General features: G+C 35.1%; 20 protein-coding genes. 8 read left to right on the top strand and 12 right to left on the bottom strand.

The window, feature by feature from the left end; all coding sequences use genetic code 11:
• Both BAZ10_RS08010 and BAZ10_RS08005 read left to right on the top strand, forming a co-directional pair.
• The gene (locus BAZ10_RS08010) at positions 1–1,488 is read left to right on the top strand and encodes a complex I subunit 4 family protein (RefSeq protein ID WP_078771610.1); all 1,488 of its coding nucleotides are present in this window, start codon (positions 1–3) and stop codon (positions 1,486–1,488) included.
• A gap of 11 nt (positions 1,489–1,499) precedes the next feature.
• Positions 1,500–2,879, top strand: a complete 1,380-nt coding sequence (locus tag BAZ10_RS08005) for an NADH-quinone oxidoreductase subunit N (protein WP_078771609.1) — start codon at positions 1,500–1,502, stop codon at positions 2,877–2,879.
• A 190-nt stretch (positions 2,880–3,069) separates the two neighbouring features.
• Here the strand turns inward: BAZ10_RS08005 and endOF3 are convergent, their stop codons facing one another.
• Together endOF3 and BAZ10_RS07995 are read right to left on the bottom strand one after the other, a co-directional pair.
• On the bottom strand, positions 3,070–4,059 hold the full coding sequence (endOF3, locus tag BAZ10_RS08000) for an endo-beta-N-acetylglucosaminidase F3 (protein ID WP_078771608.1): 990 nt from the start codon (positions 4,057–4,059) through the stop codon (positions 3,070–3,072).
• 116 nt (positions 4,060–4,175) lie between these two features.
• Positions 4,176–5,183, bottom strand: a complete 1,008-nt coding sequence (locus tag BAZ10_RS07995; RefSeq protein ID WP_078771607.1) for an endo-beta-N-acetylglucosaminidase family protein — start codon at positions 5,181–5,183, stop codon at positions 4,176–4,178.
• 489 nt (positions 5,184–5,672) lie between these two features.
• On the opposite strand from BAZ10_RS07995, the gene BAZ10_RS07990 reads away from it, so the two are divergent.
• Positions 5,673–7,994: a GAF domain-containing protein gene (locus tag BAZ10_RS07990; RefSeq protein WP_078771606.1), complete on the top strand. Its 2,322-nt coding sequence runs from the start codon at positions 5,673–5,675 to the stop codon at positions 7,992–7,994.
• Between the two features lie 129 nt (positions 7,995–8,123).
• Here BAZ10_RS07990 and BAZ10_RS07985 read toward each other — a convergent pair whose 3' ends face one another.
• Together BAZ10_RS07985 and BAZ10_RS07980 are read right to left on the bottom strand one after the other, a co-directional pair.
• Complete coding sequence (locus BAZ10_RS07985) at positions 8,124–10,145, bottom strand: hypothetical protein (RefSeq protein ID WP_078771605.1); 2,022 nt, start codon at positions 10,143–10,145, stop codon at positions 8,124–8,126.
• 13 nt (positions 10,146–10,158) lie between these two features.
• Positions 10,159–10,344 carry a hypothetical protein gene (locus tag BAZ10_RS07980; protein ID WP_078771604.1) on the bottom strand — a complete coding sequence of 62 codons (186 nt, stop codon included), beginning with the start codon at positions 10,342–10,344 and terminating at the stop codon, positions 10,159–10,161.
• A gap of 482 nt (positions 10,345–10,826) precedes the next feature.
• Here BAZ10_RS07980 and BAZ10_RS07975 point away from each other — a divergent pair, with 482 nt between their 5' ends.
• Positions 10,827–12,053, top strand: a complete 1,227-nt coding sequence (locus BAZ10_RS07975; RefSeq protein ID WP_078771603.1) for a tyrosine-type recombinase/integrase — start codon at positions 10,827–10,829, stop codon at positions 12,051–12,053.
• Here the strand turns inward: BAZ10_RS07975 and BAZ10_RS07970 are convergent.
• A complete protein-coding gene (locus BAZ10_RS07970; RefSeq protein WP_078771602.1) occupies positions 12,050–13,216 on the bottom strand; it encodes a Pycsar system effector family protein in 1,167 nt (388 codons plus the stop codon). The two genes, BAZ10_RS07975 and BAZ10_RS07970, sit on opposite strands and share 4 nt — an antisense overlap.
• 26 nt (positions 13,217–13,242) lie before the next feature.
• Between BAZ10_RS07970 and BAZ10_RS07965 the strand changes: the two genes are divergently transcribed.
• A complete protein-coding gene (locus tag BAZ10_RS07965) occupies positions 13,243–16,956 on the top strand; it encodes a metallophosphoesterase (protein WP_078771601.1) in 3,714 nt (1,237 codons plus the stop codon).
• Positions 16,957–17,192: 236 nt separating this feature from the next.
• A complete protein-coding gene (locus BAZ10_RS19250) occupies positions 17,193–17,486 on the top strand; it encodes a PH domain-containing protein (protein WP_245803776.1) in 294 nt (97 codons plus the stop codon).
• A gap of 42 nt (positions 17,487–17,528) precedes the next feature.
• On the opposite strand, the gene BAZ10_RS19245 is transcribed toward BAZ10_RS19250, so the two are convergent.
• From BAZ10_RS19245 to ruvX, 7 genes are all read right to left on the bottom strand, one after another.
• Positions 17,529–18,407 carry a hypothetical protein gene (locus BAZ10_RS19245; protein ID WP_078771599.1) on the bottom strand — a complete coding sequence of 293 codons (879 nt, stop codon included), beginning with the start codon at positions 18,405–18,407 and terminating at the stop codon, positions 17,529–17,531.
• 99 nt (positions 18,408–18,506) lie between these two features.
• A complete protein-coding gene (locus BAZ10_RS07950) occupies positions 18,507–20,366 on the bottom strand; it encodes a CocE/NonD family hydrolase (RefSeq protein ID WP_078771598.1) in 1,860 nt (619 codons plus the stop codon).
• 99 nt (positions 20,367–20,465) lie between these two features.
• Entirely contained in the window at positions 20,466–21,836 is a 1,371-nt protein-coding gene (locus BAZ10_RS07945; protein WP_078771597.1) for a serine hydrolase domain-containing protein, read from the bottom strand.
• Positions 21,837–21,888: 52 nt separating this feature from the next.
• Positions 21,889–22,662 (bottom strand): nucleoside triphosphate pyrophosphohydrolase, encoded by a 774-nt coding sequence (mazG, locus tag BAZ10_RS07940; RefSeq protein ID WP_078771596.1) that lies wholly within the window; start codon positions 22,660–22,662, stop codon positions 21,889–21,891.
• Between the two features lie 100 nt (positions 22,663–22,762).
• Positions 22,763–23,314 (bottom strand): DUF5606 family protein, encoded by a 552-nt coding sequence (locus BAZ10_RS07935; RefSeq protein WP_078771595.1) that lies wholly within the window; start codon positions 23,312–23,314, stop codon positions 22,763–22,765.
• A 32-nt stretch (positions 23,315–23,346) separates the two neighbouring features.
• A complete protein-coding gene (gene def, locus BAZ10_RS07930) occupies positions 23,347–23,919 on the bottom strand; it encodes a peptide deformylase (RefSeq protein WP_059154224.1) in 573 nt (190 codons plus the stop codon).
• The gene (gene ruvX / locus BAZ10_RS07925; RefSeq protein WP_045181727.1) at positions 23,916–24,326 is read right to left on the bottom strand and encodes a Holliday junction resolvase RuvX; all 411 of its coding nucleotides are present in this window, start codon (positions 24,324–24,326) and stop codon (positions 23,916–23,918) included. The genes def and ruvX overlap by 4 nt, the downstream gene beginning before the upstream one ends.
• Before the next feature lie 211 nt (positions 24,327–24,537).
• Between ruvX and BAZ10_RS07920 the strand changes: the two genes are divergently transcribed.
• Positions 24,538–24,786, top strand: a complete 249-nt coding sequence (locus tag BAZ10_RS07920) for a DUF6364 family protein (protein ID WP_059343711.1) — start codon at positions 24,538–24,540, stop codon at positions 24,784–24,786.
• On the top strand, positions 24,783–25,202 hold the full coding sequence (locus BAZ10_RS07915) for a PIN domain-containing protein (RefSeq protein WP_311316299.1): 420 nt from the start codon (positions 24,783–24,785) through the stop codon (positions 25,200–25,202). The genes BAZ10_RS07920 and BAZ10_RS07915 overlap by 4 nt, the downstream gene beginning before the upstream one ends.
• Positions 25,203–25,206 lie beyond the last annotated feature (4 nt).

Genomic DNA, 25,206 nt, shown 5'->3' with positions numbered 1-25,206 from the left:
ATGTTATTAGCACTATTACTAATACCAGTTATTGGATCTGCTCTGGTTTTTGCATGGAAAAGTCCAAGCGCTAAGTACATAGCTTTAGTACTGGCATTTTTAGAAATGGCTTTGTCATTCTATATGCTTTCAGGACTAGACTTTGCAGCAACTATAGACAGCCAGAACTTACAGTATCAAATCAACACCCCGGAATCTTCATTCCTGAAGACTTCTTTACATTTGGGTGTTGATGGTTTATCAATGCTGTTTATTTTATTAACCACTATATTAACTTCATTAATTATACTGTCTTCTTTTAGTCAGACTGTAAAATATAAGAATTCTTTCTACGGATTAATCTTATTAATGCAGTTCGGTCTTATCGGAGTATTTACTTCGTTAGATGGTTTAATGTTCTATGCTTTCTGGGAAGTAACTCTTATCCCGATTTGGTTCATTTGTGGACTATGGGGTCAGGAAGATCAGAAGCTTCGTTTCACGACTAAGTTCTTCGTGTATACATTTATCGGTTCATTATTCATGTTAGGTGGTCTTATCTACGTATACAACCACTCTGCATCTTTTGCACTACTGGATATGTATAACTCAGATCTTAACGTTACCCAACAAACTATAGTTTTCTGGTTTATTTTTGTAGCATTCGCTGTAAAATTACCCGTATTTCCGTTCCATACATGGCAGCCGGATACTTATACTTACTCTCCTACCGAAGGAACAATGCTTCTTTCCGGTATCATGCTGAAAATGGCAATCTTCGGAGTTTTAAGATATCTTCTTCCGATTGCACCTGGAGCTATTCTGGGAATTTCAGGTCAGATTGTATTAACATTGGCTATTATAGGTATCGTTTACGGTGCATTAATCGCTATTGTTAAAAACGATATTAAAAGAATCATCACTTATTCTTCTCTTTCTCACATTGGACTAATTGTAGCGGGTATTTTTGCTTCTGCAATTCTTACCCTTAACGGACGCTTCACTACCGAAGGTGCTGAAGGTGCTGTTATACAAGCTTTCGCCCACGGTATAAATATCGTTGGTTTATTCTACTGTGCGGATATCTTATACAGAAGATTCAAAACAAGAGATATCAGACAAATGGGTGGACTTGCTAAGGTAGCACCTAAGTTTGCAGTTCTGTTCCTGATCATTGTATTCGGATCTATGGCAGTTCCGTTAACTAATGGTTTCATCGGTGAATTTATCTTATTAAAGTCTATTTCAGATTATAATACAACAGCGGTTATTATATCAGGTCTTACTGTTATACTTTGTGCTGTATATATGCTTAGAATGTACGGAAAAGCAATGTTTGGAAAAGGAGACGAAGTTCTTCTTGCTAACATGAAAGATGTTTCGGGAGTAGAATTCTCTGTACTGGCTTCGCTGGTTGTATTTGTAATACTTTTCGGGATCTTCCCAAATAGTATTCTGGAGATGGTACATAGTTCGTTGGAGTTTATCTTCAAATCAATGAATAATTAATTGAAAGGAAAATGACGGTATTTATTATAATTTTCATAACAGCAGTATTATCGCTTTTTGCCGGGGTATTCAACCAAAGCAAATTCTCAAGATATATTGGTATTTTAGGGCTTTTAATAGCTTTCTATGTAAGCTATATGCCAGACTGTAGCTTTTTCCTGAAGTACGATAACATGTACTTGTATGATAAACCTGCAAGACTATTAACACAGATTTCTATTGTTGTTACACTGCTTATCTTCTTTCTTGGAGGATTTGCATTCAACAATCACAGAAGTCACCAGTCCGAATTATATGCATTAATGCTTTTATCATTATGTGGAGGTATTACATTATTTGGATTCAAAAACCTTGTTACATTATTCTTAGGAATTGAGATTCTTTCTATTCCTTTATATGTAATGGCAGGAGCTAATAAAACAGATCTTCGCTCTATTGAAGCTTCTATGAAGTATTTCTTAACAGGTGCATTTGCTACCGGATTCTTACTTTTCGGTATTGCTATGATCTACGGAAGTACTGGATCATTTGATCTTACAGAGATTCACAAATTCAGCCTTCAGTCCGGGAAAAACCCAATGTTTATTTTAGGTTTTATCCTTATGCTTTGTGCAATGGCGTTTAAAACTTCTTTGGCACCATTCCATATGTGGAGCCCGGATGTATATCAGGGAGCACCATCTATCATTACCTCTTTTATGGCAACCGTAGTTAAAATTTCAGCTTTCGGTGCACTATTCAAGTTAATGGTTATTGGTTTCGCAGGAACCTATGGTAACTGGTTAAACATTATGGGAAGCTTTGTAATCATTACATTGCTATTGGCTAACTGTATGGGACTTGCTCAGACTAACATGAAGAGAATGCTTGCTTACTCCAGTGTTTCGCATGCCGGATATATCGGTTTGATATTCTTCGGAATGAATGAAAACTCTTTAGAGAAAATGGCTTTCTATCTTTTAGCATATTCTCTATCTACTATTGGTGCTTTCTTAACACTAATCTGGGTAGAAAAAGTAAAAAGAGAAGTATCTTACAATGCATTCAAAGGTCTTGCTAAAACAGAACCTTTACTGGCTATTGTAGCTACAGTTTCATTATTATCTATGGCTGGTATTCCATTAACGGCAGGTTTCGTTGGGAAATTCAGTTTATTCAGTCAGGCAATGAATGGTGCTGCATTCTTAGTATTAGTAGCAATCCTGGGTTCTGCGTTAAGTATCGCTTACTACCTGAGACCTATTATTGCGATGTTCTTCTTTAAAGAAACAACTTTCAAAACCAGCGAAAAAGTAAGTCTTACTTACAACATCCTGGCAGTAGTTATTACAATTGCAATTATCGTATTAGGAGTTTATCCTGATCTTTTTAATATACAGTTTGGAGGATAATCAATCCATTCTTATCTAATAAAAAAGGCTGTCTTATAATAAGACAGCCTTTTTTATTAGCCTCTTCTTAATAATTATAAACAAGTAAGGCTTCAGAAATTCTGAAGCCCCACTCTATTAACAAACTCACGAATTATTGTATTGGCTCTATGTGTTAACCTGTTTGGTTAACCAGTTTTATTTATGGGCATTAGTTCTTCACTGCATCTTTTACAGCATTGGCATAGCTAACATTAGAATTATAAGTATAAATCATCATTCCACCTTTAGCTCCCTGCGTAGGTGTCCATTTAGCAACCTCAACATCAGCAGCCAGATTTGTTCCGCCTTCAGCATAAGCGCCAAAAACCATTTTACTGGCCGGGATTTTATTGGTACCGGTAGCATAATTCATCATTAGCTGTGTTCTGCTTACGTTAGCACCATAAGATTGTAGCTGAATATAATTAAAATTATTGCGGAAATTTTCCATAATCTTATTCCATGCATATACATCGATACCTGAAGCGATTTGTAATTGTTTATTATTTGGTGCAGTAGTACCGAAATATTTAGTCAGTTCACTTATTACATTCAGAAATGCAGGTGTTGCTGCCATACTTCCGGAATACCAGCCGTTATAACCTGTTGCTGCATAACCCGGAAATGCTGGTATTGGATTAGGCTTTGCTCCGGTATGTTCTACATCCAGGCTTATCCCGTCCAGTTTCCACTTGTCAATAACAATTGATTTTATAGCATCTCCGTATGCAGCAGCGGAGGCAAAACCTCCCGGCTTAGTAGACTGCCAGCTTACATCATCATCTATATTCTGTAATACTTTAATACCTCTGCTTTGAAGAGAACGTATCTGAGTTTCCAAGTCTTTATAAGATTTAAAACTACCCATCATTCCAGTACCTGCCGGTAGTTTGGTAGTATCCTGCAGGCTCCAGTACTTCAGTCCAAAAAGTATTACCATATCTACTTTATCCGGTATATCTTTCAGTTTGAATGTCGGATTTCTTCCATCAGTAATATAATAAGCAATACAGACACCATTAGAGCCCGCCAAAGCAGCAGCATTTTTAACCGATGCTTCTTTATTAACTGACTCAGGTGTCATATCCTCTGTCATCTTGGAACATGATCCCAGTATCAATAGAAGTATTGAGCACTGGGTAAAAAAGATTTTTTTCATAGTCTGTTTTTATTTAATAATTAGTGTTACAATAGAAACCATCCCATACTGCAATGAAAATAATTCAATGCAAAATTTATGAAATCAGTATTGTTCCGGGGTTCGTATAAAACTTATTAAGGATTCATAATTTTGATCAGATCCTTTGTCACTCGGAAGTTTGGTGCACGGAGAGTGTTGTCGTTGGAAGACATTAGTGGTGCATCTCTTTCTATAGCATAAGAGAATACTCCACCTTTCTTACCTGTTGCAGGCTGCCAACGGGCATAACCGTATGCACGGCCAGTTCCGTTCTGAGGATACCTTACATCATTCCAGTAATTTCCAGGATATCCATTTTCTTCATAGAAAGAGAAACCAGGTAAAAATTGTTTCATGCTGATGTATGGTGCATAAAGTCCGGAAACTGTTGTAAGGTTAGTTGTGCTTCTACCGTATGCCTGAAGGAATACATAGTTGTATCGCGGAGCAGTCTGAATAAAGAAGTTAGTAGGATTCTGATTGGTATCGTATACAAATGTTTTTCCTGTACCCGATTTAGGACCGAAATATTTAGACAATGCTTTGGTTGCCGCAACAAATTTAGTCAGCGTTGCTCCGCTTGGGCTACTTTCTATATCAATATCGATTCCATCCAGGTTATACTCTCCAACCCATTTATCATAAATTCCTTTAGCCCATGAAGAATAGCCTATAGAGTCTTGCCCACCCGTAGTTGTTGCACTGTTCAGGTCTCCCAATGTTATAATAACTTTAGTTCCCCGTTTATGAAGATAAGGAACGTAATTAGTTTTCAAAGTATTCCAGTATGCATTTTCCGGAGGTGTATAATCCGGAAATACCATTACCATATCCAGGCTATCCGGCAACCATCTCATACTCGGGAGATTTCCACTTGCTGTAGCGCTGTCTCTCCATGTTCTGTAATAACCAGCCGAAATCTGGTGATCACTGTTTTTGTAAGCAATAAGATTGCTTAGATTAAGTGCTGATACTGTAACTCCTGATTTCTGCGCAGAGGCATCCTTAGTTACTGACAGATCTTGTTCGCTTCTTGTACATTTGATAAATAACATTATAACCACAGAAAGGCATAATGCAAAAGAAAAATTTGCGGTTTTCATCTAATTAATTTTTGTGATTTAGTTTTATATAAAATTAAATAAAAATTATTAAAAACAAATATTTTTTATTCTTTTCATTATTAATCAATACAAATATTTGTAAAACCGCACAACAAAAGACTTTTCACCTAGTATTAATATAATAAATATTTTTATGAAAGGATTCCGGGCAGAAAAAATCAATGCAAAATATTATCAAACAATAAGATATTTCCCGATTTAAAATATTTTTATAACATAAAATCCAAAAAATATATAAAACAAGTCCGGAGATTGGTTATTTTCTCTTCAGACTAATTATAATTCCAGATTATTTTCCTGAATTATACTTGATTACCAGGGTTTCAAACAAGACCAAATAGCCTATAAATCCCTGATACCTACAGGGTTTGTAATTGAATTGCAAATGCTTTTATCTATAACATAATTCCCAAAATTAAACAACCGTTTAGTTCCTAAATTACCTATTATTGTTTAAATTTGCATGCTATGTTTCAGGAGAAAGAATCACCTTTTATACTGCGTATTGCATTTCATAAATATATTGAGGTGCTTGAAAAAATACGGGATCAGGATCCGGAATCTTACAGATCCGAATACGCCCGTGCGCTTTTAGAAAAGGTAGATAAGGTTCCTGAACTAAGAGAAGGCTTCGATGATGTAAATGTTATTCGTAATAATGAAGAACTTATACACCAACTCCTTGCCAATCTATTTCCAACTGCTTTAACCAACAATGAAATAAAAGCAGCCAGTATTCCTTTCTTCAATCTTACATTTAACTACACAGAAAGGTTTAAAACACTATTATCAGATGCCGGCCAGAGTTTCGAAATCAAAATTCGGGATTTGGATGATGATTATTTCTACATTATGAATTGTGTTGTAATTATTCATACATACTTCAAAAAAGAAATAAAGACTACAACTCCTCTGTATTTCGATATCCCGGATAAATTGGGAATTGTAAGACACTATCGTCTAACCATAAATGCTGATTTCACGGAGACTATTCCTACAGAAAAAGCGCATTTTCTGAATGATGATGAAATTGAACTTCTTCTGGACAATTATGAAAATACAGATCTCTGGAAAACCAAATTCCCACCCGGAAGCTGGATACTAAAAGGCTTCTTTATTATCAGCCTGACAGATGTAACACCAGATTTTTCTCTTTCCGAATTAAAGTCGAATCTGCTAAGTATAGATCCAGAAACAGGAGCTCTGGACAATAGCTTCGAGCCTATCCTGCGTTCTTATTTCGAGATTCCGGATCTTCGTACCGGATTTATGTTCTTTAATCATGAACAAAACAGACTGGAAAAACTGCAAAATAATCGTGCTCTTTTCTCCAGCTCCATTTTAGAGTTTCTTTACGATAAACTAGGCTTCGATGCAATTGGTAAAGAAGCTTATGAGGCTTTAGCACAAAGCAACAAACCTATTGTTGTTTCTGATGTTTACAAATACGCCGATTCAGAAAAATTTCAGTTTATCTCCAGTTATTTTATAGAGCATAATGTACATAGCTTCATTATGATCCCTGTGGTAAAGGACAATCAGCTACTTGCCATTCTGGAAATGTCATCAGGTATTAAAGGTGCATTTAACAGTCTGAAAGTAAAAAAGCTGGACTTTATTACTCCTTTCTTGCTATTTTCTATCAGTAGGTTCCATTATGAATGGCAAACAAAACTGGATGCTATCATTCAGCAGGAATATACTTCCCTTCACCCTAGTGTTGCCTGGAAATTCCGTGATGAAGCACAAAATGCATTCTTTGGAAACTTACGAAATGAGGAATATAGTCTGAAAGAAATATCTTTCGATCATGTTTATCCTTTATACGGACAAACTGACATCAAATCTTCTTCCAGCATACGAAACAAGGCACAGCAGGAAGATCTCCTGGAGCAGCTGAACAGACTTATCTCTATTTATGAAAATCTGAAAGATGAAAAAGCAGTCAATGAGAAAATCTCATTTGGACTGAAAATTCTTGCAGAAGAGGTTGAAATAGGTTTAAAAACAGATACAGAGCAGAGGGTTATACGCTTTCTGGCCAATAAAGTACATCCTGAACTGGAAGGAAATGATTCCCCTGAAATAAAAAATTATTTCAGCCTGATGGATTCAAACGGACAACTTCTTTATAAAAGAAGAAAGGCTTTTGATGAAACAGTTAGTGCTGTTAATAAAAATTTCGCCAGTCTTCTGGAAAAAAGAGAACAGGAAGCTCAGCTTATTTTCCCGCATTATTTTGAACTTTTCAAAACCGATGGTGTAGAGCATAATATATATGTAGGCCAATCCATACATCCTACCCAGCATTACTCCAAAGAAATTTTGCATCAGTTAAGATTCTGGCAACTGGAAACATTATGTGAAATGGAATTATCCCATGAATCCATAAAATCCTGTCTGCCTTATAATCTGGATGTGCATTCTCTTATATTGGTATTCAACGTTTCACTATCTATACGCTTCCGTATGGATGAAAAACGTTTTGATGTAGACGGCGCATACAATTCGCGTTACGAAGTCATCAAGAAACGTATTGACAAAGCTTATATTAAAAATACAACCGAAAGAATTACACAACCCGGAAAAATCTGTATTGTATATTCTTCTAACGAGGATGAAAAGGAATACTATTCCTATATACAAAGACTACAGGAAAAAGGATACCTGACTTCCCAGGTTGAAAAACTGGAAGTAGAAGAATTACCAGGAGCAAGTGGATTAAAAGCGATACGGGTAGGTATTAATAGAAATAAGGTTGTAGAAATGACTTGTCAGCTTCCGGATTAACTCGTCCACATATAGATTTTATAAATAAAAACAGGATACCTTTTCAGATATCCTGCAAAACATTGTAGTTTTGGAAAAACAAAATGATGATGATTGTTTAGAAAATATTATAAATTCATTTTCTTAATATCATGGTGTTGGTGGATTTTTATATTTCCACTGATTGTACCCATAGTATTCGGCTCGCTTTATAGCCCATTGCATTACATTACCAAATATGATGCTATTATAAGCACTTTTACTTTGTGCTGTATAACCAGCTCCGGCACCACCATAAGGCTTAGGTACGGGTCGGTAAGTATTGGTATAATCGGTTCTGAACGGACAAATAATGGAGCTAGCATTTCCCTCTATATTAGAAGTGAAGCCACCATCGCCTACAAAAAACAGACTTTTATTCTTTAACTTAAACATACTAACAGCATTAGCATTATTCGCATTCGAAGTAGCGTTAATAGCCTGACCATAGGCATAAATTGTAGCTTCGGTGGTAGGCAGATTTAATATTCCTTGTGAAAAATTGGCATCTTCTCCCCAATATTGTAAGCGTGCATCTCCAAATATACCATTCAGTATTTCATCATTTGTATTATTAGTAGGATACATAGAACCCGCTCCAGATAAAGTTCTCTGAGTAATATTAGTTACTCCTAAAAGTTCATTTAGAAAACTACTCGCGTAACTAGTATTTTCGTACAGCATTATAACTACACCACCACCATTAATATAATTTACTAGAGCTGTCCGTGTACTGGCCAATGTTATATCTCCTAAAACACCCATTATTACAATATCTGGTTTATTCGCAGCCGTTAAATATCCTCTAAAAGTAGTCTCAGAAGAAGTATAGTTAGCCGGCGCAGCCGTAGTGGAACTAGCTGTTGTTCCAGGCCATGGTTTTGCTACATTAACTAAACTATTAGCAGAAGTACCGAAGTTATAGTCTGATTGTAAAAACTTCCAACCGGTACCCGATTGACTAGCATAGCCAACCGCTGCTGATCCCCCTGAATAGTGTACAATTCTTTTCAGAGTTGGAGTATACTTAAGATTGGCAACTCCCAGCAGGGTTTGTCCGGCTGTGGGACCTGTAAAATTAAAGGTAAAAGTAGGCGTAACCGCTGGACCATTTCCGTTATAGGTTGCAAGATTTCTGTTTGCCATACTGGCATCAACATCTTTAAAAGTAACGGGCAAATCCGTGATATTTATTTTATATGATGCTAGAGATACCGGATCTGCTGTATAATAAACAGCCTCCCAAATATTAGTTGGGGATGTCGTTGTAAAAATATCTGTCGTAGGAACAACCTGTAAATTGCCCATACTGTTTCCTTTGATATCAAATGTTCCTGTTTTTATGTAATTATTCTCTACGAAGCTTGCTTTAATACCGTTTATCGTAGCATATTGAGCTAATACAGTAGCGTCTATTCTTACTTTTACCTGTGCTACTTTATGATTAAAAAGAATATTTACAGGATATGCCTGATATTGCCCCGAAGGGGTAACAGGTATATTAATGCTCCCTGTAGCATACAACAGATCTTTGTCTATTGCCGTATCTATTGTAGGGTTTGCGGTATTTGCCGGTGCAGGAATATTACTTGTATCATTATAAGAATATGCATACCATGTATAAGATCCTCCCTTTGCAACATCTAGTCTTATCTCCGTACCTACCGTGGCTTGTACAGTATTCCATAGCTCACCAGTATTATTATCATAAATAAGTATACGGTAAGTATAGGTAGTCGTCATGTTTTGTGTAGCTGCAATAAGGTTACTGATAAGTTTACCATCCGTAGCTATTGCCGATTGCATAAGTCTAGAATTATCATTAGCTACCATTGGAGATTGCTGTGCCTGTACTTCTGTTACAAAACCAATATTATTGCCCGATGTACCAGACATGTTAATGTTTTTTACAATGCTTAAAGAGCTAGTAGCAGAAGCCACTGCAGATTTACCCAATGGCTGAATCACATCTCCTGTTACGCCATCTACTTTTATTACCATCTTCATACCAACTCCTTCATTAGGAACTATACTGTTGTCTGCTGAACATCTGACAAATACAATCAGCACTGAGAACAACAAACCCATAGAAAGTATTGATAATATTCCTTTATTAATATAATTTTTTTCCATAATTAATTAATTTTTAAAATTCCCAGCTTTCTTCATCTTTTTTTTCGACCCAATCTGTAACAGCAGGCTGATTACCCGAACCTCCCGGAATTATTTGTGAGGAACTATTGGCTACACCTTGTTCTGTCTCTATAAATCTAATTTCAAGAATTTCTGGTGGTACATAATCTTTCTTTACAATTTCTTTTTTTTCAATCATAGTATTTAATTTTAATTGGTTTTCTTGCTTACATATAATCTGAAAAAAGCGGGCAAAAATTAATTACCCGCCTAAAAATTGCCATAGCAATTTTTAACATAAACAAATGATGATTTTATTTTATATAGTATTTATTATTCTATATCGCTTTTTCACCAAGTCCTTAATTCAACAGATTATATTTGTGTTTTACAAGTAGTCTTTATTAGACTACTTTTATAATTTATTGATTTGCAATACAATAAATTAATTCAAGAAAATATTAGAAAGCACCAAGAATAATACTTTATTCCAAATATTATTGATATCATAAAAAATGAAACTTCAAAAAGCAGTATCATACTGATTTACAATTTTTAATCATTTACTTGTATATTGATAAAAAAGATTTATATTTACAGTATAAGGTAGTCTAATAAAGACTACTTTTTTTTAATTTATTAGTTGTAAATTAATTCCGAATAAAACTAAAACTCACACTAATGGAATTTAATTTTCAATTAACAAATACAGGATTAGTTAAAAATATAAACTTAACAATCACTACCTTCAATAACCAATTTTTTAAACTGAGAACACCATTCAGTATTTGTAAAGAAGAATGGAATCATGATAAATCCCGCCCCAAAAATATTTACATAAAGAAATATAAAGAACTTAACTATAAACTTGACTTTTTGAAAATTGAGCTTTCAAAATATCTAAATGAAAGAATTCAAAATAAAAAATCATTTAGTAAGTATAGCATTTCTAAAATAGTTTTGAATATTTGTTCGGAAAACCATACTCATTATCCTGAAAACTCATTATTATACTTTATGTTGATTTATATTCAAAACAAGAAAGTATCTATAAGTCATTCCACTTATAAACGATACATGGTCTTTTTTAATCTAATCCGCAAGTTTGAAGGTTTTATTATTAAACAACAATCCATTGAAGATATAAATCCGGAATTCATTAACAGATTCATTATATATGGAAGAAATGAAGCCTATAGTGAAAGTACTATTTTAAGAACATTAAATTTTGTAAAAACTATTCTGAATTTTGTAGAAAAAAAGGGAATAAAAACTGCTGTAAGAGAGCTTGAATTGAAACAAAAAAAAGTATCTAAAGAAGTACTGTTCCTTACAGAACAAGAAATTAAAAAAATAAAACAAACAACACTCCCTGATGCTTTAATACCAGCCAGAAACTGGCTTATAATCAGTTGTTATTCCGGACAAAGATTTTCTGACTTCATGGCTTTTTCAAAGGAGAAAATAACCAAAATAGAGGATATAATATGTATTAAATTTATACAGCAAAAAACAAAAAAAGAAATCTTACTTCCTCTTCATCCTGCAATTATTAATATTCTGCAACAAAACGGAAATTGTTTCCCCAGACATATGAATATTGGAGATTACAACAGAGATATTCGGTTAATTGCCAAATATGCTGGCATTAATACTATACTAAATGTAAAAAAAAGAATTGGCTTCAGAACAAAACAATTATTCCTAGAAAAATGGCAAGCTATATCCAGTCATATAGGTAGAAGAAGTTTTGCAACTAATTTTTACGGAAAAATACCTACCCCTTTATTAATGGGAGCCACTGGCCATTCTTCAGAACAAATTTTTCTTCAATACATCAATCATATGGATAAAGAGCGAGCGGTTAGCCTCGCATCATATTTTAATAAGCATGCCATAATACATTAACTCGTCCAGAAAGCCAAAACAAAAGCGATTACAGAAATAATAATTCCAACCATGAAGATCTGGTAGGTAATACTAAGCAATCTGTATTTTCTGTTTAAAACAACTCCAAGATAATATAAATCTCTGATCATAGAATCATACAGATAATCGCGGTCCTCCATCATCTCCCGTACAGCTGGTGTATAATCGTCCAGATTCATTTTGTAGAAGTTACCAAAGAATAGAAGATTCACCTTTCTGTTTTTCAGATCTTCCTTCGTAAACTCACCACTGGTAACTTTAGGTTTTGTGGAAAGTATTGCGAATATAATTGTGATAACACTAAACAGCAGCATAATAAAAGTTGGCATTACTAAATACTCATTCTTCTCAGATCCCAGTTTGGGTAAGAGTGTAGATAATGCAATAGAAATAATAATAGCATTTACCGAAAGTAATATATTGGCTTTACTGTCCGCAATATCACTTAGCCTTGTATGATTGCTCAGTGTAATCCTGAACATTGTATCTATACTTCTGTCTGCTTTAGCTTCCTTTTTAGGTTCTTTTTTATTTTTATCTTTCTTTATATTTTCCTGCTCCTGTAACATATTTTCAATCTTCTGAAGGTTTTTTTCTTTTATAGGGTTCCAATTCTGCTTTGCATAATCTGTATTGAACTGATGAAACCTGAAAAAACGTAAATTATCTAAATTCCATTTCTTTTTACTGAAGTCTTTCCCCAGCGTTTGCTCCCACTCTTTTCTCAGATTATCCGAGTAAGTGAAATAATCTTCACTTGCCAGATGACTACTGTCTGCATCACGGATAATATTTTCAATTCGGTTATCCGGTTTACAACAGACTTTTGTGGACATAATCAATTCCTTTACCCTCCGGATAAAGTCATCGTTTACACCTTCTTTTTTTAAAAATTCTGCTGCAATCTCACAACTTTTCTCTTCATGCAGCATAATATCTTCTGTATACCCACTGTCGTGAAACCAACACGCAACCAGCAATATTTCTTTCTCTTCCTCATTCAGATTATCCGCATTGGCAAGAATTTCAGCATTTGCAACAACTTCCTGCGTATGCTTATAATTATGATATAGAAATGCCGGAGATAACTTATCTTTGAATAAGTTTTCGATAAAGAAACCTGCTTTTTGAACTAGAGTCATTTTGTCGAATTTGATTAGATAAAATTATGCATTTCAAAGTTTATATGCTAAAAAATACGCTTTCCAATTTTTTAAAAGTTTCAATCTTTGGAATTACACTGCAGTCATGTGCCACATACACTGTACAAAAGGGGAAAAATCTTGCCGAGATACCTGTACAGGATTCTTCTAAAGTTGCCCACCGGTTTTTCCTGATTGGTGATGCTGGAAATGCAGACGAGCCTCAGGCACAGAATACATTAAATATTCTTCAGAAAAGGCTTAAAGAGGCTTCTCCTAATTCTACGCTCTTATTTCTTGGAGACAATATTTATCCTTTGGGAATGCCCGATGAAAAAGATCCGGGTTATGACCTGGCAAAGCTTAAACTGGAAAATCAGCTAAAAATAGCTAAAGATTACAAAGGGAATACAATTGTAATACCCGGAAATCATGACTGGCATCATGGCTTGAATGGCTTAAAAGCTCAGGAAAAAGCGGTTACAAAATATTTAGATGATAAAAAAGCTTTTCTACCTAAGAAGGGATGCCCTATAGACAAGGTAAAGCTAAATAATGATCTTACCCTTATTACTATTGACAGTGAATGGTATCTTCAAAACTGGGATGAAAACCCGGGGATAAATGCAGATTGCAGCATAAAAACGCGGGATGATTTTTTTGATGAATTCGAAAGTTTACTGAATAAAAATCAGAATAAACCTATTGTGGTTGCATTACACCACCCTCTAATCAGTAGTGGTAGCCATGCCGGATATTTTTCATTAAAAAAGCAGCTTTATCCTATTGGTGATAAAGTTCCGCTTCCTGTTATAGGCTCATTCATCAATGTAATTCGTGCGACATCGGGTATGAGCCCTCAGGATCTTAATAATGCCAGATATACAGCGTTGGTAAAGCGGCTGAAAAGTCTTGCACAAGATAATCAAAATATAATTTTTGTATCCGGTCACGATCATAATCTGCAATACCTTGAGGAAAGAAATATCCGTCAGATTATCAGTGGATCAGGTTCTAAAAATGAAGCAGCAAAAGCAACGACCACAAAAGATTTTACTTTTGGCGGGAACGGTTATGCTATTTTAGATATCAACCAGGATGGTAGTGCGAATGTCTCTTATTACAGCACAGAAAATAATACAGAAAATTTCTTATCCCGGATCAAGGTTTTGGAAAACCTACAGAGACCTGCTCCCGGAAAATATCCTGATACATTTTCTGATTCAATAAAAACTTCAGTATATCCGGAAAGTCTTACTCAGAAATCAAAAGTTTATACCTGGCTTTGGGGAGACCATTACAGGAAATACTACAGTATGCCTATAGAAGCCAAGGTTGCAACTCTGGATACGCTAAAAGGCGGGCTTAGCCCCCTTCGGGCTGGTGGCGGGCATCAATCCAATTCACTACGTTTGGTAGCACCAAACAAACAGGAATATGCGATGCGAGGTGTAAAGAAAAGTGCCATCCGTTTTCTAAATGCTGTTGCGTTTAAAAATGAAAGTTTTGGTCATGAACTGGAAGGAACTTTTGCCGAAAAATTCCTACTCGACTTTTACACAACAACACATCCGTATACCCCGTTTGCTGTAGGCAATCTTGCAGAAAGTATCAATGTCTTCCATTCGGATCCGCTACTTTATTATATTCCGAGACAAAAGACATTAGGTGATTTTAATTACGACTATGGTGATGAACTCTATATGATTGAGGAACGATTCTCGGATAGCCCTGATGATCTTAAAATGCTGAATGGAGCTACCACAACAATGAATACCTTGGACATGATGAAGAATCTTCAGAAGTCTGAAAAGTATTCTGTAGACCAGCAGAGCTATATCCGTGCCCGTATTTTCGACATGCTTCTTGGAGATTGGGACAGGCATTACGACCAATGGCGCTGGGCAGAATACAAAGATGGAAACTCTTTTGTGTATAAAGCCATCCCAAAAGACAGGGATCAGGCATTCAGTAAATACGACGGACTTTTATTTAAGTTCATTATGCAGATGCCTCCATTACGCCACATGCAGAGCTTCAAAGAAGATATCCGTAATATAAAATGGCTAAATAGAGAGCCTTATCCATTAGATCTGGCTTTCCTGAAAAATGCTACAGAAGAAGATTGGAAAAAAGAAGCAGAATACATACAGCAGAATATGACCGATGAGGTTATAGACAATGCTTTCCATAATCTGCCAAAAGAAGTACAAGACGGCACCATAGAGCACATAAAGCAGAATCTTAAAATAAGAAGAGATAAAATGCCTCAGTATGCTGCAGAATACTATAAAACCTTGCAAAAGACAGTAATGATTACCGGTACCAACAAGGTTGACAGATTTGTTATCAAAAAGGAAAAACATAAAGTAAGTGTTTTACAATACCGCGTAAAGAAAGAAGGAAACGAATTGGTCTTCAAACGTGAATATTCTAAACATGACACCAAAGAAATCTGGATTTATGGGCTTGATGATGACGATATATTTGACGTATCAGGTTCTGAAAATTCAGGAATAAAAATAAGACTTATCGGCGGGCTTAATCATGATGTATATAACATTAAAGACGGCAGAAATGTTAAGTTGTATGATTTTAAATCCCAGAAAAACACATATAATATTACCGGATATGTAGCGAAACAAATTAAGGACGATTACGATATCAATACTTATAATTTTGAAAAACCTCAGTACAACTTCTGGGCCGGGTATCCAAGTATAGGATATAACCCCGATGAAGGCGTTAAGGTCGGTGCTGTTGTTAACTATACGCATAATGGTTTCGATAGAGATCCTTACACATCCAGACACACTTTCAAAACTAATTATTCGTTTGCTACAAGCGGAGTAGAATTCGTATATAATGGTATATTTCCTAATGCCATCGGAAAATGGACACTGCATTTAGACGGACGTTTTACCACTCCGGATTTTGCACAAAACTATTTTGGCTTTGGTAATAATACCGCTAATTACGATGATGAACTGGGCAGAAATTACAACAGAGTAAACATACAACAGCTGCAGATAGCGCCTTCCATATCCAAAAAAAGCTTTATGGGATTCGTTCAGACATTTCAGTTAGGTTATGAGGATTATAAGGTACATCACAATCAGAATCGTTTTATTACACAGTCTGGTCAGATTAATCCCGAAGTGTTCGATAATCAGCAATTTTTAGGTGCCAAATATAATTTCAGCTACGACCATAGCGACAATGCAGCTTTCCCAACCATGGCATTTGGTTTCTCTGTTTCTGCCGCATGGAGAATGAATATTGATAACCCTAATCGTAATTTCATGACTTATGATGCACGTCTGAATGTTACACATCGGATAGATGATGATGGAAAATTTGTCTTTGCAACCAAAATACAAGGCGTATATATTAACAACCGATATTTCGAATTTTTTCAGGGCGCTGATTTAGGTGGAAACAATGATCTCAGATCTTTCAGAAACAACAGATTTTTGGGTAACTCTTCATTATTTCAGAGTAATGACATCCGTTGGAACTTTGGCAGAGTGCGGAATCGCGTAATCCCGGTAAATTTTGGTATCTTAGCTGGCTATGACTACGGACGTGTATGGTTGGATGGTGAATATTCCAGAAAATGGCATCAGTCTGTAGGTGGCGGAATATGGGTAAGTATTCTCGAAGCATTCTCTGCGCGGGCTACTTATTTTACAGGAACCGACGGTGGAAGATTTTCTGCAGGTATAGGACTAAGATTCTAAAAATGTAAAACTGTAATATTAAAATGAGGATTGATTCTGGTCCGGTTAATTATTTTCTGAGGGCATATTTTCAGTATGCATTGATTCCTATAATAATCATATGCATTATTAGCTATATTGTACGGAAAAAAGAACAATACCCGCTATTTTTTTATGCTATTATTTTCACTTTTATACTAGCCATATTCCTGATTATTTCTTTTCATGAATATCTCTCTATAAAGAAGAAGTCAAAAATGTCAGCGCTTTTTATAAGAGAGGGTGGACTCTATATCAATAACAAAAAAAAACTGCCACTAACAGAAATAATGTCAATTACGCCATTATATTACAACCCATTGATTGGTAAAGTAATGATCTACTTTTTCGAAATAAAAACCAGTAATGAAACTTTTTATTTCTTTGACAAACCACGTTTCATGTGGAATGTTATGACTTCTCTTTCTGTGAAAAAACTTAAAAAAAACTTTCCCGAACTTCAGCCTGTAATTCAGGAAGAAATAATTATTAGAAAACTCCCGAATATTTAATCCGGGAGTTTAATATATGATCATAATATATATTCAGAAAATCTACTTCAATTCCATCGAATAAAGTATGCCTTCATCTTTATTGTTTCTTTCCTCACCGATATAAAGTATTGTATCGGTTGCAAAACAAATTCCTTCTTTTTGCGAGTTACTATGCAAATCTATTTGGGTCATTTTAGCGTTTGTAAAGTTATCTCCTTCAAAGTTTTCCAGGATAAAGACATTTTTATGCGTTATTAATGCTATTTTTTTTCCATTCGGACTTATATCAGCTCCCGTAACAGCTCCATCATGGTATTTCTCCGGCATTTTTAGTTTTCCGACTAACTGAGCTTTATATTCACCTGGTTTATTTGGGATCTTATATACCAGCGAAGTACCATCAGATTTTTTACTTCTGTTTTTAGTAAAAAGATAAAAGTAATCGTTATGTTCTATAAACGCTTCACAGTCGTATAGCAAGTCCTTCTTTTTAGGTGGAAATTCTGTCTGCTCAGGATAAGAAAATCTTGTCGTTTGCAAAACAGGCGTGCTATTTTCTTTGCCGATTTTCACTTTATAGATCGCTAAATTTTTACGGATATTATCATTATTTCCGAAATCACCAATATAGGTAAAGCCATTTTTATCCTGTGTAATATCTTCCCAGTCATTATTCTCTACACCTTCAATGGTAATAGTCCGGGTATTGTTTCCAGTCATATCTATAGCAAAAATCTCATTGCTGTTTCCCTGGTCTTCATGAACGTAAAATTCCTTACCATCTGGCGAAATTTGTATTCCCGAAACTTCTTTTATTTTTTTAGGAAATCTAAATACTGTATGTAAAGGAGTATCATAAGATATTTTTGATTCCTGTGCTTTTGGGGTACAAAAAATAAGAATAAAAAGTAGAGGTGTATATAGTAATTTACGTAGCATAACTCGTTATTTATAAACAAATGTAAGTATTTTCAGTAGCAATGATCACGCCAACAGAGAATAAAAAAAGCTGAATCAGATTCAGCTTTTTAAAAGTTTTTATTTTTCTTTCAGAACACTTACTTCTACAGAAGTCGGGTTATTCACATCATGGAAAATCCGGTGTGTGGCCTTCTGAAAATCAGATGAAGTAGCTTCATAAATATTCATAAATTTCTGTGGGTTACGATCTGCCAATGGGAACCATGAGTTTTGTACCTGAATCATAATGCGGTGTCCTTTTTTAAAGGTATGTGCAATGTCCGGCATTTCATAATCTACCTTTGTAACAAATCCCGGCTGAAAGGCTTCAGGTTTATCAAATCCATTTCTGTACTTTCCTCTCATAATCTCACCTCTTACCAACATCTGATATCCGGCCATTGTTTTTCCGTTGAAGTCAGCTTCCGTTTCCGGATAAACATCGATAACCTTTACAACATAATCAGCATCTGTTCCGGTAGTCGATACAAATAAATGGTTAATAACCGGACCTGTCAAAGTAATATCTTCCTGCAGTGCATCTGTCTGATATACCATAACATCGGGTCTCTTGGAAGCAAAACGTTGGTCATCTATCATATATTCACGAGTTCTGCTGGTTTGTACCCCATCCTGATGTGGTACTGGTTTATTCGGATCACTAACATATTCGTCCCACGAATCTGTTCTTTGCACCTTATCAAAACCCAGCTTACCATTTGGCTGGAAGTAAAGTTGTTTTGTTTCCGTATTCTTCGGCGGCCATGTATCAAAAGTTTTCCATTGGTTACTTCCTGTAATAAAGATATTAGCCTCTCCACCCTTGAATTGCCCCTTCCCTTTCAGGTAATAATTGAAGAATGGAAGTTCCAGGTTTTGCTGATAATCTATACTTGTCGGATGGTCAAACTTAATATCTCCGAATTGTCTGCCATCACCTCTTACCCATCCTCCATGGAACCATGGACCTGCAACAAGAATATTGTTAGCTTTAGGATTTTGTTTTTCAATAGCTTTATAAGTTTCGAAAGTTCCATAAGCATCTTCCGCATCAAAGAATCCTCCAACCACCATTACAGCAGGTTTTACCTGTGTAAGATGAGGTAATATATTGCGTTCTTTCCAGAACTGATCATAATCCGGATGTGCATACATATCGTTGAAAAACTTAATGTTTGTCCCCATATATTTATCTTTCAGTTCCTTATTAGATCCTGCTTCTAAAAAGAATTTATACATTTCTTTAGCTGGTGGTACAAAACGCTTTGGCCCTTTGTCTGGAGTGATTGGTTCTGGTCTTGGTACTCCAAAAGAAGTCATAAACATGAATGCATCATTCAGGAACATAGCACCTTTATGATGAAAATCGTCACCTAAATACCAGTTGGTAACAGGAGCCTGTGGTGAAACAGCTTTTAACGTCGGATGAGAGTTAACCAATGTTGTTGTAGAATAGAATCCGGGATAAGAAATACCATATACACCAGCTTTCTGGTTGTAATTCTTCAGATTTTTAGAAAGCCATTCCAGTGTATCATAGGTATCTGTACTTTCATCAATACCCTTTTGGCCCGGCTTCAGTGCTGGGCGCACATCCTCAAATTCCCCTTCACTCATCCACTTACCACGGACATCCTGATAAACAAAAATAAAACCTTCACGCATTTCTGCAGGAAAATTACCTAAAGACAGTTTATACTGATCCTGCCCGTAAGGTGCTACAGTATAAGGTGTACGGTTAAGCAACACCGGGTACTTCTGTTTCTGATCTTTAGGCATATAGATCGCCGTAAACAGTTTTTTGCCATCCCGCATGGGAATAAGCTTTTCAACTTTCGTATAGTTTTCGCGAACGTAAATAGAATCTTCTTTCCGTGATTGTGAAAATACCACAGCTGTGCCGGCCATAGCTATGGCCAAAAGGAATCGTTTCTTCATGTTAATTTAGTTTTCTGTACCTAGTAATAGCGCTGTAACAGCCTACCAAATTTACATAATTTAAAAAGAAATAAGCCGGAATAATACCGGCTTATTTTATTATATTTTTTTTATTCCTTCTTCATTCATATTATGCGCAGGCTGCGACATATTACATTTTACAGTACCATCCTCCAGAATTTTAAATTCATAAAAAACATCCGGGCTAAAATCTCTAACTTTAAATCTGTTAGTAGTGATAGCCTCTAGTTCTAATTTCACCTGTGGATTCAAAGGAACATACAATTTATTATACTCAAAAAACACTTCAAATGTTTTACTATTCTTCTTGATGTATTTCCCGGCGTACTTTTGCAATGTCGCAAGATCTATTTTAATTGGTTTTATGTCATATAGAATATTTCTTAACTGTTTCACCGGTGAAGATGCAACTTCCAAATCGTTATTTTGCAGAATAACAATCGTTTTATCATTATCTAAATCTCTTTCGATATAGGTTATATATCCTGCCCAACCTCCAGAGTGACTTGCTATCTTCCCAAATGTATCTTTTGTATCAATGGCCCAACCATACCCATATCGGTTATCTTTGTTATCTCTGGTCACTATAGAACTAAAGATCAGATCTTTATCTTTCTTATTAACCAGTTTGTCTCCATACAAAGCTCTGTCCCATTTCAGCAGATCTCCTGTTGTAGAATTCACCATGCCATCACCTACAATACCATCCAGATAATAAGTATAATATTGCTTCCCCAGATCATCCAACAATTTTTTATTTCCAAGGCTGTCTATAACATAGCCTAATGCATAATTGGAAATTTGTTCCGGTTTATACCGACTTCTATAAACCCTGGTATTAGTCATCCCAAAAGGTTTGAATATTTTTTTGCTCAAGTAATCACCATAAGACTGTTTCGATACCTTCTCGATAATTAAGCCTAATAAAGCATATCCTGTATTGCTGTATTCATATTTATCTCCGGGTGAGAATAAAAGCTCTGGTTTATATTTCACCAACATCTCTACGATATCTTTATTTGTCGCAAATTTTGTCTTATCCCAGTTTTTATTAAACAGCCTCATATAATCAGGTAGTCCGGATGTATGACGAAGCAGATTATCTATGGTAATAGGTTTATAAAAACCTAGTTCCGGGAAATATCTAGTAAGAGGATCGTTATAGCTAAGTTTACCTTCTTTCTCCAGCTGGACAATTCCCATAGCTGTAAATTGTTTCGAAACCGATGCTAACTCGAAAACCGTATTTTTATCCAGCTTCTGCTTTGTTTTTTCATTAGCCAACCCAAAGCTTTTTTCATAGACGACTTTCCCCTTTTCTGCAACGAGAACGTTCCCGTTAAATTCTTTGGCAGTGTATAGTGAGGTAAACAGACTGTCTAACTTCTTCTCTTTTTGTCCATAGACAATGCTAGAGACAGCTATAAAAAAGATTATAACTTTTTTCATAATTATATTTCTATATTTGGTGAATAAATATTCTACAAATATAGAAATATAATTAATATTCGAGCTTTTTCTTTACTTCATCCCAGAGCTGATCCATTTTTTCCAGACTCATTTCTGAAAGGACAAGACTCCTTTCGTGAGCCAGTTCTTCCATAGCCTTGAAGCGGGCGATAAACTTCTGGTTAGTACGTTCCAGTGCCGTATCTGCATTTACGCCTGCAATACGGGAATAATTGATAATAGAAAAAATAAGATCTCCCAGTTCTGCTTCCTTCTTATCCGCATCTCTTTCCGCATGAAATTCAGAAAGTTCTTCTTCAACTTTCTTCCAGGCCTCTTCTGCCGTAGGAAAATCGAAACCTATTCCTTTGACTTTATCCTGAATACGATAAGCTTTGATCATTGGAGGTAAACCATTTGGAACCCCCGACAAAATAGATTTATTCCCTTCTTTCAGTTTCAATTTCTCCCAATTCTGCTTTACTTCTTCCTCATCTTTAACTTCGGTATCTCCGTAAATATGTGGGTGGCGGAAAATAAGTTTTTCATTCAGACTGTTGATTACATCTGCAATATCAAAACTCTGTTTTTCCGATCCTATTTTTGCGTAAAAAACTAAATGTAGCAATACATCTCCCAGTTCTTTCTTTATTTCCTGCAGATCTTCTTCCAGCAAAGCATCCGAAAGTTCATAAACCTCTTCCAATGTCAGATGGCGCAAAGACTGTAGGGTCTGTTTTTGGTCCCATGGGCATTTCTCACGTAGATCATCCATAATATCCAGAAGTCGGCCAAATGCTTCCAGTTTTTCAGCTCTTGTATTCATATTTATCAATTTTCAGGAGAGACAAAGTTAATTTAAACTTACTGCAATAGAAAACTCTGCCCCATAAGAGCAGAGTTTTTTTATTGTATGAAAGAAGATATTATTCCTCTTCAGTTTTCTTTTTAGCTGTTTTTTTGGCAGGCTTTTCTTCCTCCGCAGCATCTTCTTTCTTAGCTGCTTTTTTAGCAGGAGCTTTCTTTTCTTTTACCTCTTCAGTAACTTCAGCAGAAGCCTCAGCTGTTTCCTCAGCAGCAGGAGTTACAAAACTTTCTGGTGTAATATACCCTCCTTTCTGAAGTGTATTATACCATTGCACAAGTTTTTTGATATCAGATTCGTAAACTCTTTCTACATCATAGTTAGGAAGTACCTCAGCCATAAATGTTCTAAGCTCATCAGCTGAAGATTTGTGGTTGATGGTTGGTTTGAAATCTTCTTTTTTTGCAATATTATGAAACACTTCAAATAAAGGAACTTCGCTATCAAAAGTAAACATAGAGATGTTATCCAAAAGGCTTACCTGGCTTGTATTGGAAATGTTAGCTTTTTTTCCTGTTGTGATATCTTCCACAATAAAACCTGTTCTTAGCTGAGAAACAAGTCTAAAAAGTCCCGGTTTACCCGAAATCGAGATGATTCTTTCTAACTGCATTTTTATTTTTTTATCTTAGTTAATATTCTGTTTTATTTAGGAAACCTCATCTTATAATCTACAGATACATCACCTGCAGTGATCTTGGTTAGCTTCCCTTTTATTATTTTCTTTTTTAGTGCGCTTAGTTTATCCGTAAATAAAACTCCGTCAATATGATCATATTCATGTTGAATTACGCGGGCACGAATATCCGAAAAAGTTTCGGTATGTTTCACAAAATTTTCATCATAATATTCCATTGTGATGGTTTCTGGTCTGCTTACATCTTCCCGAACATCCGGAATACTAAGACAACCTTCGTTAAATTTCCATGGTTCTCCATCGTATTCTAATATTTTTGCATTGATAAATACTTTTTTAAAATCTTTTAATTCTTCACGAATATCCAGATAATCTTCATCTTCTGCTAAAGGACGAACATCGATTACAAATAAACGAACATCTAATCCGATTTGTGGAGCTGCAAGTCCTATGCCATGCGCCTGATACATCGTTTCGAACATATTATCGATTAACTGGTTTAGTTCCGGATAATCCTTTGTAATATCGTGTGCTTTTTTCCTTAAAACAGGATCGCCATAGGCGCGAATTGGTAATATCATCTTGTCTCTAAAAAATTCTGTAAAATAAGTGTTGCACTTATTTTATCGATTAAACCTTTCTGTTGTCTTTCTTTTTTACTTTTACCACTTTGACTGATAAAGAAAGAAGCCATTTTACTGGTAAATCTCTCATCGAAGCGGTTAATTTTTATTTGCGGAAATGTTATCTGAAACTGTTCCAGAAATTTCTGAATTTCGGTTTCTATCTCAGACATATTGCCTTTTAAATCTGTAGGAAGCCCTACTACAATCTCATCCACTTTATTTTGCTGAAAATAAGTTCCTAGAAAATCCATGAGCTTCGGTGTTTCAACCGTTTGTAGTGCTGAAGCTATAATCTGCATATCATCCGTTACAGCTAATCCTGTACGGGCTTTTCCATAATCAACAGCCATTATTTGTCCCATTTTGCAAATTTAGTGTTTTTTTTAAGTTTTAAATGATGTAATTATTTTACTTAAACGTTTTATTCTGGATAGCACTAATAACGGAATTTCCTTAAATCTTTAATTAAAGCATATTGATAACTGGCTACAGCATATTTACACGTATTAAATAAAATAAAAATACACGTATTTAAAAATAAAATTATGTATATTTGCATATAAAATACTGATTATGAATACAAAATTAACTTTAACTATAGAGAAATCGGTAATTGAAAAGGCAAAAAAATATGCACACAAGAGAGAACGAAGTCTCTCCGATCTTATTGAAAATTATTTAAAAGCATTAACAAACGATGACTCTAAGAATGAAAATGATTTGACTCCTACCGTTAAATCATTAAAAGGCTCATTTAGTATGCCCAAAAATTTTGATTATAAAAAAGAGCTGACTGATCGTTTATCCGAAAAATATCTATGATGGGCAAAATACTAATTGATACAGATGTGATTCTTGATTTCTTTTTTGATAGACAACCCTTTTCAGAAGAAGCATCACAAATCTTAAGCCTGTGTGAAAGCAAAAAGCTTAACGGCTTTGTAACTCCTATTATGATTAGTAATATCTACTATATTTTAAGAAAAACGGCAAAACATGAAAAAGTTATTGAAGGATTGAAATCTCTAATGGATATAGTTGATGTTGCAGTCATTACTAAAAACACTATAGTTGATGCTTTAAACTCTAATTTCAAAGATTTTGAAGATGCCTTACAAAACTTTTCTGCACTAGATAAAAAGGATATTAATATAATTATTACCAGAAATATTAAAGATTATAAAACAAGTAGTTTATCTGTAATGACACCAGAAACTTATCTGAAGACAATAAGATAATGTT

Source organism: Elizabethkingia occulta (assembly GCF_002023715.1).
Taxonomy (GTDB): Bacteria; Bacteroidota; Bacteroidia; order Flavobacteriales; family Weeksellaceae; genus Elizabethkingia; species Elizabethkingia occulta.
The sequence above is the reverse complement of the archived record's forward strand: the minus strand, read 5'-3'. Positions and strand labels throughout refer to the sequence as shown.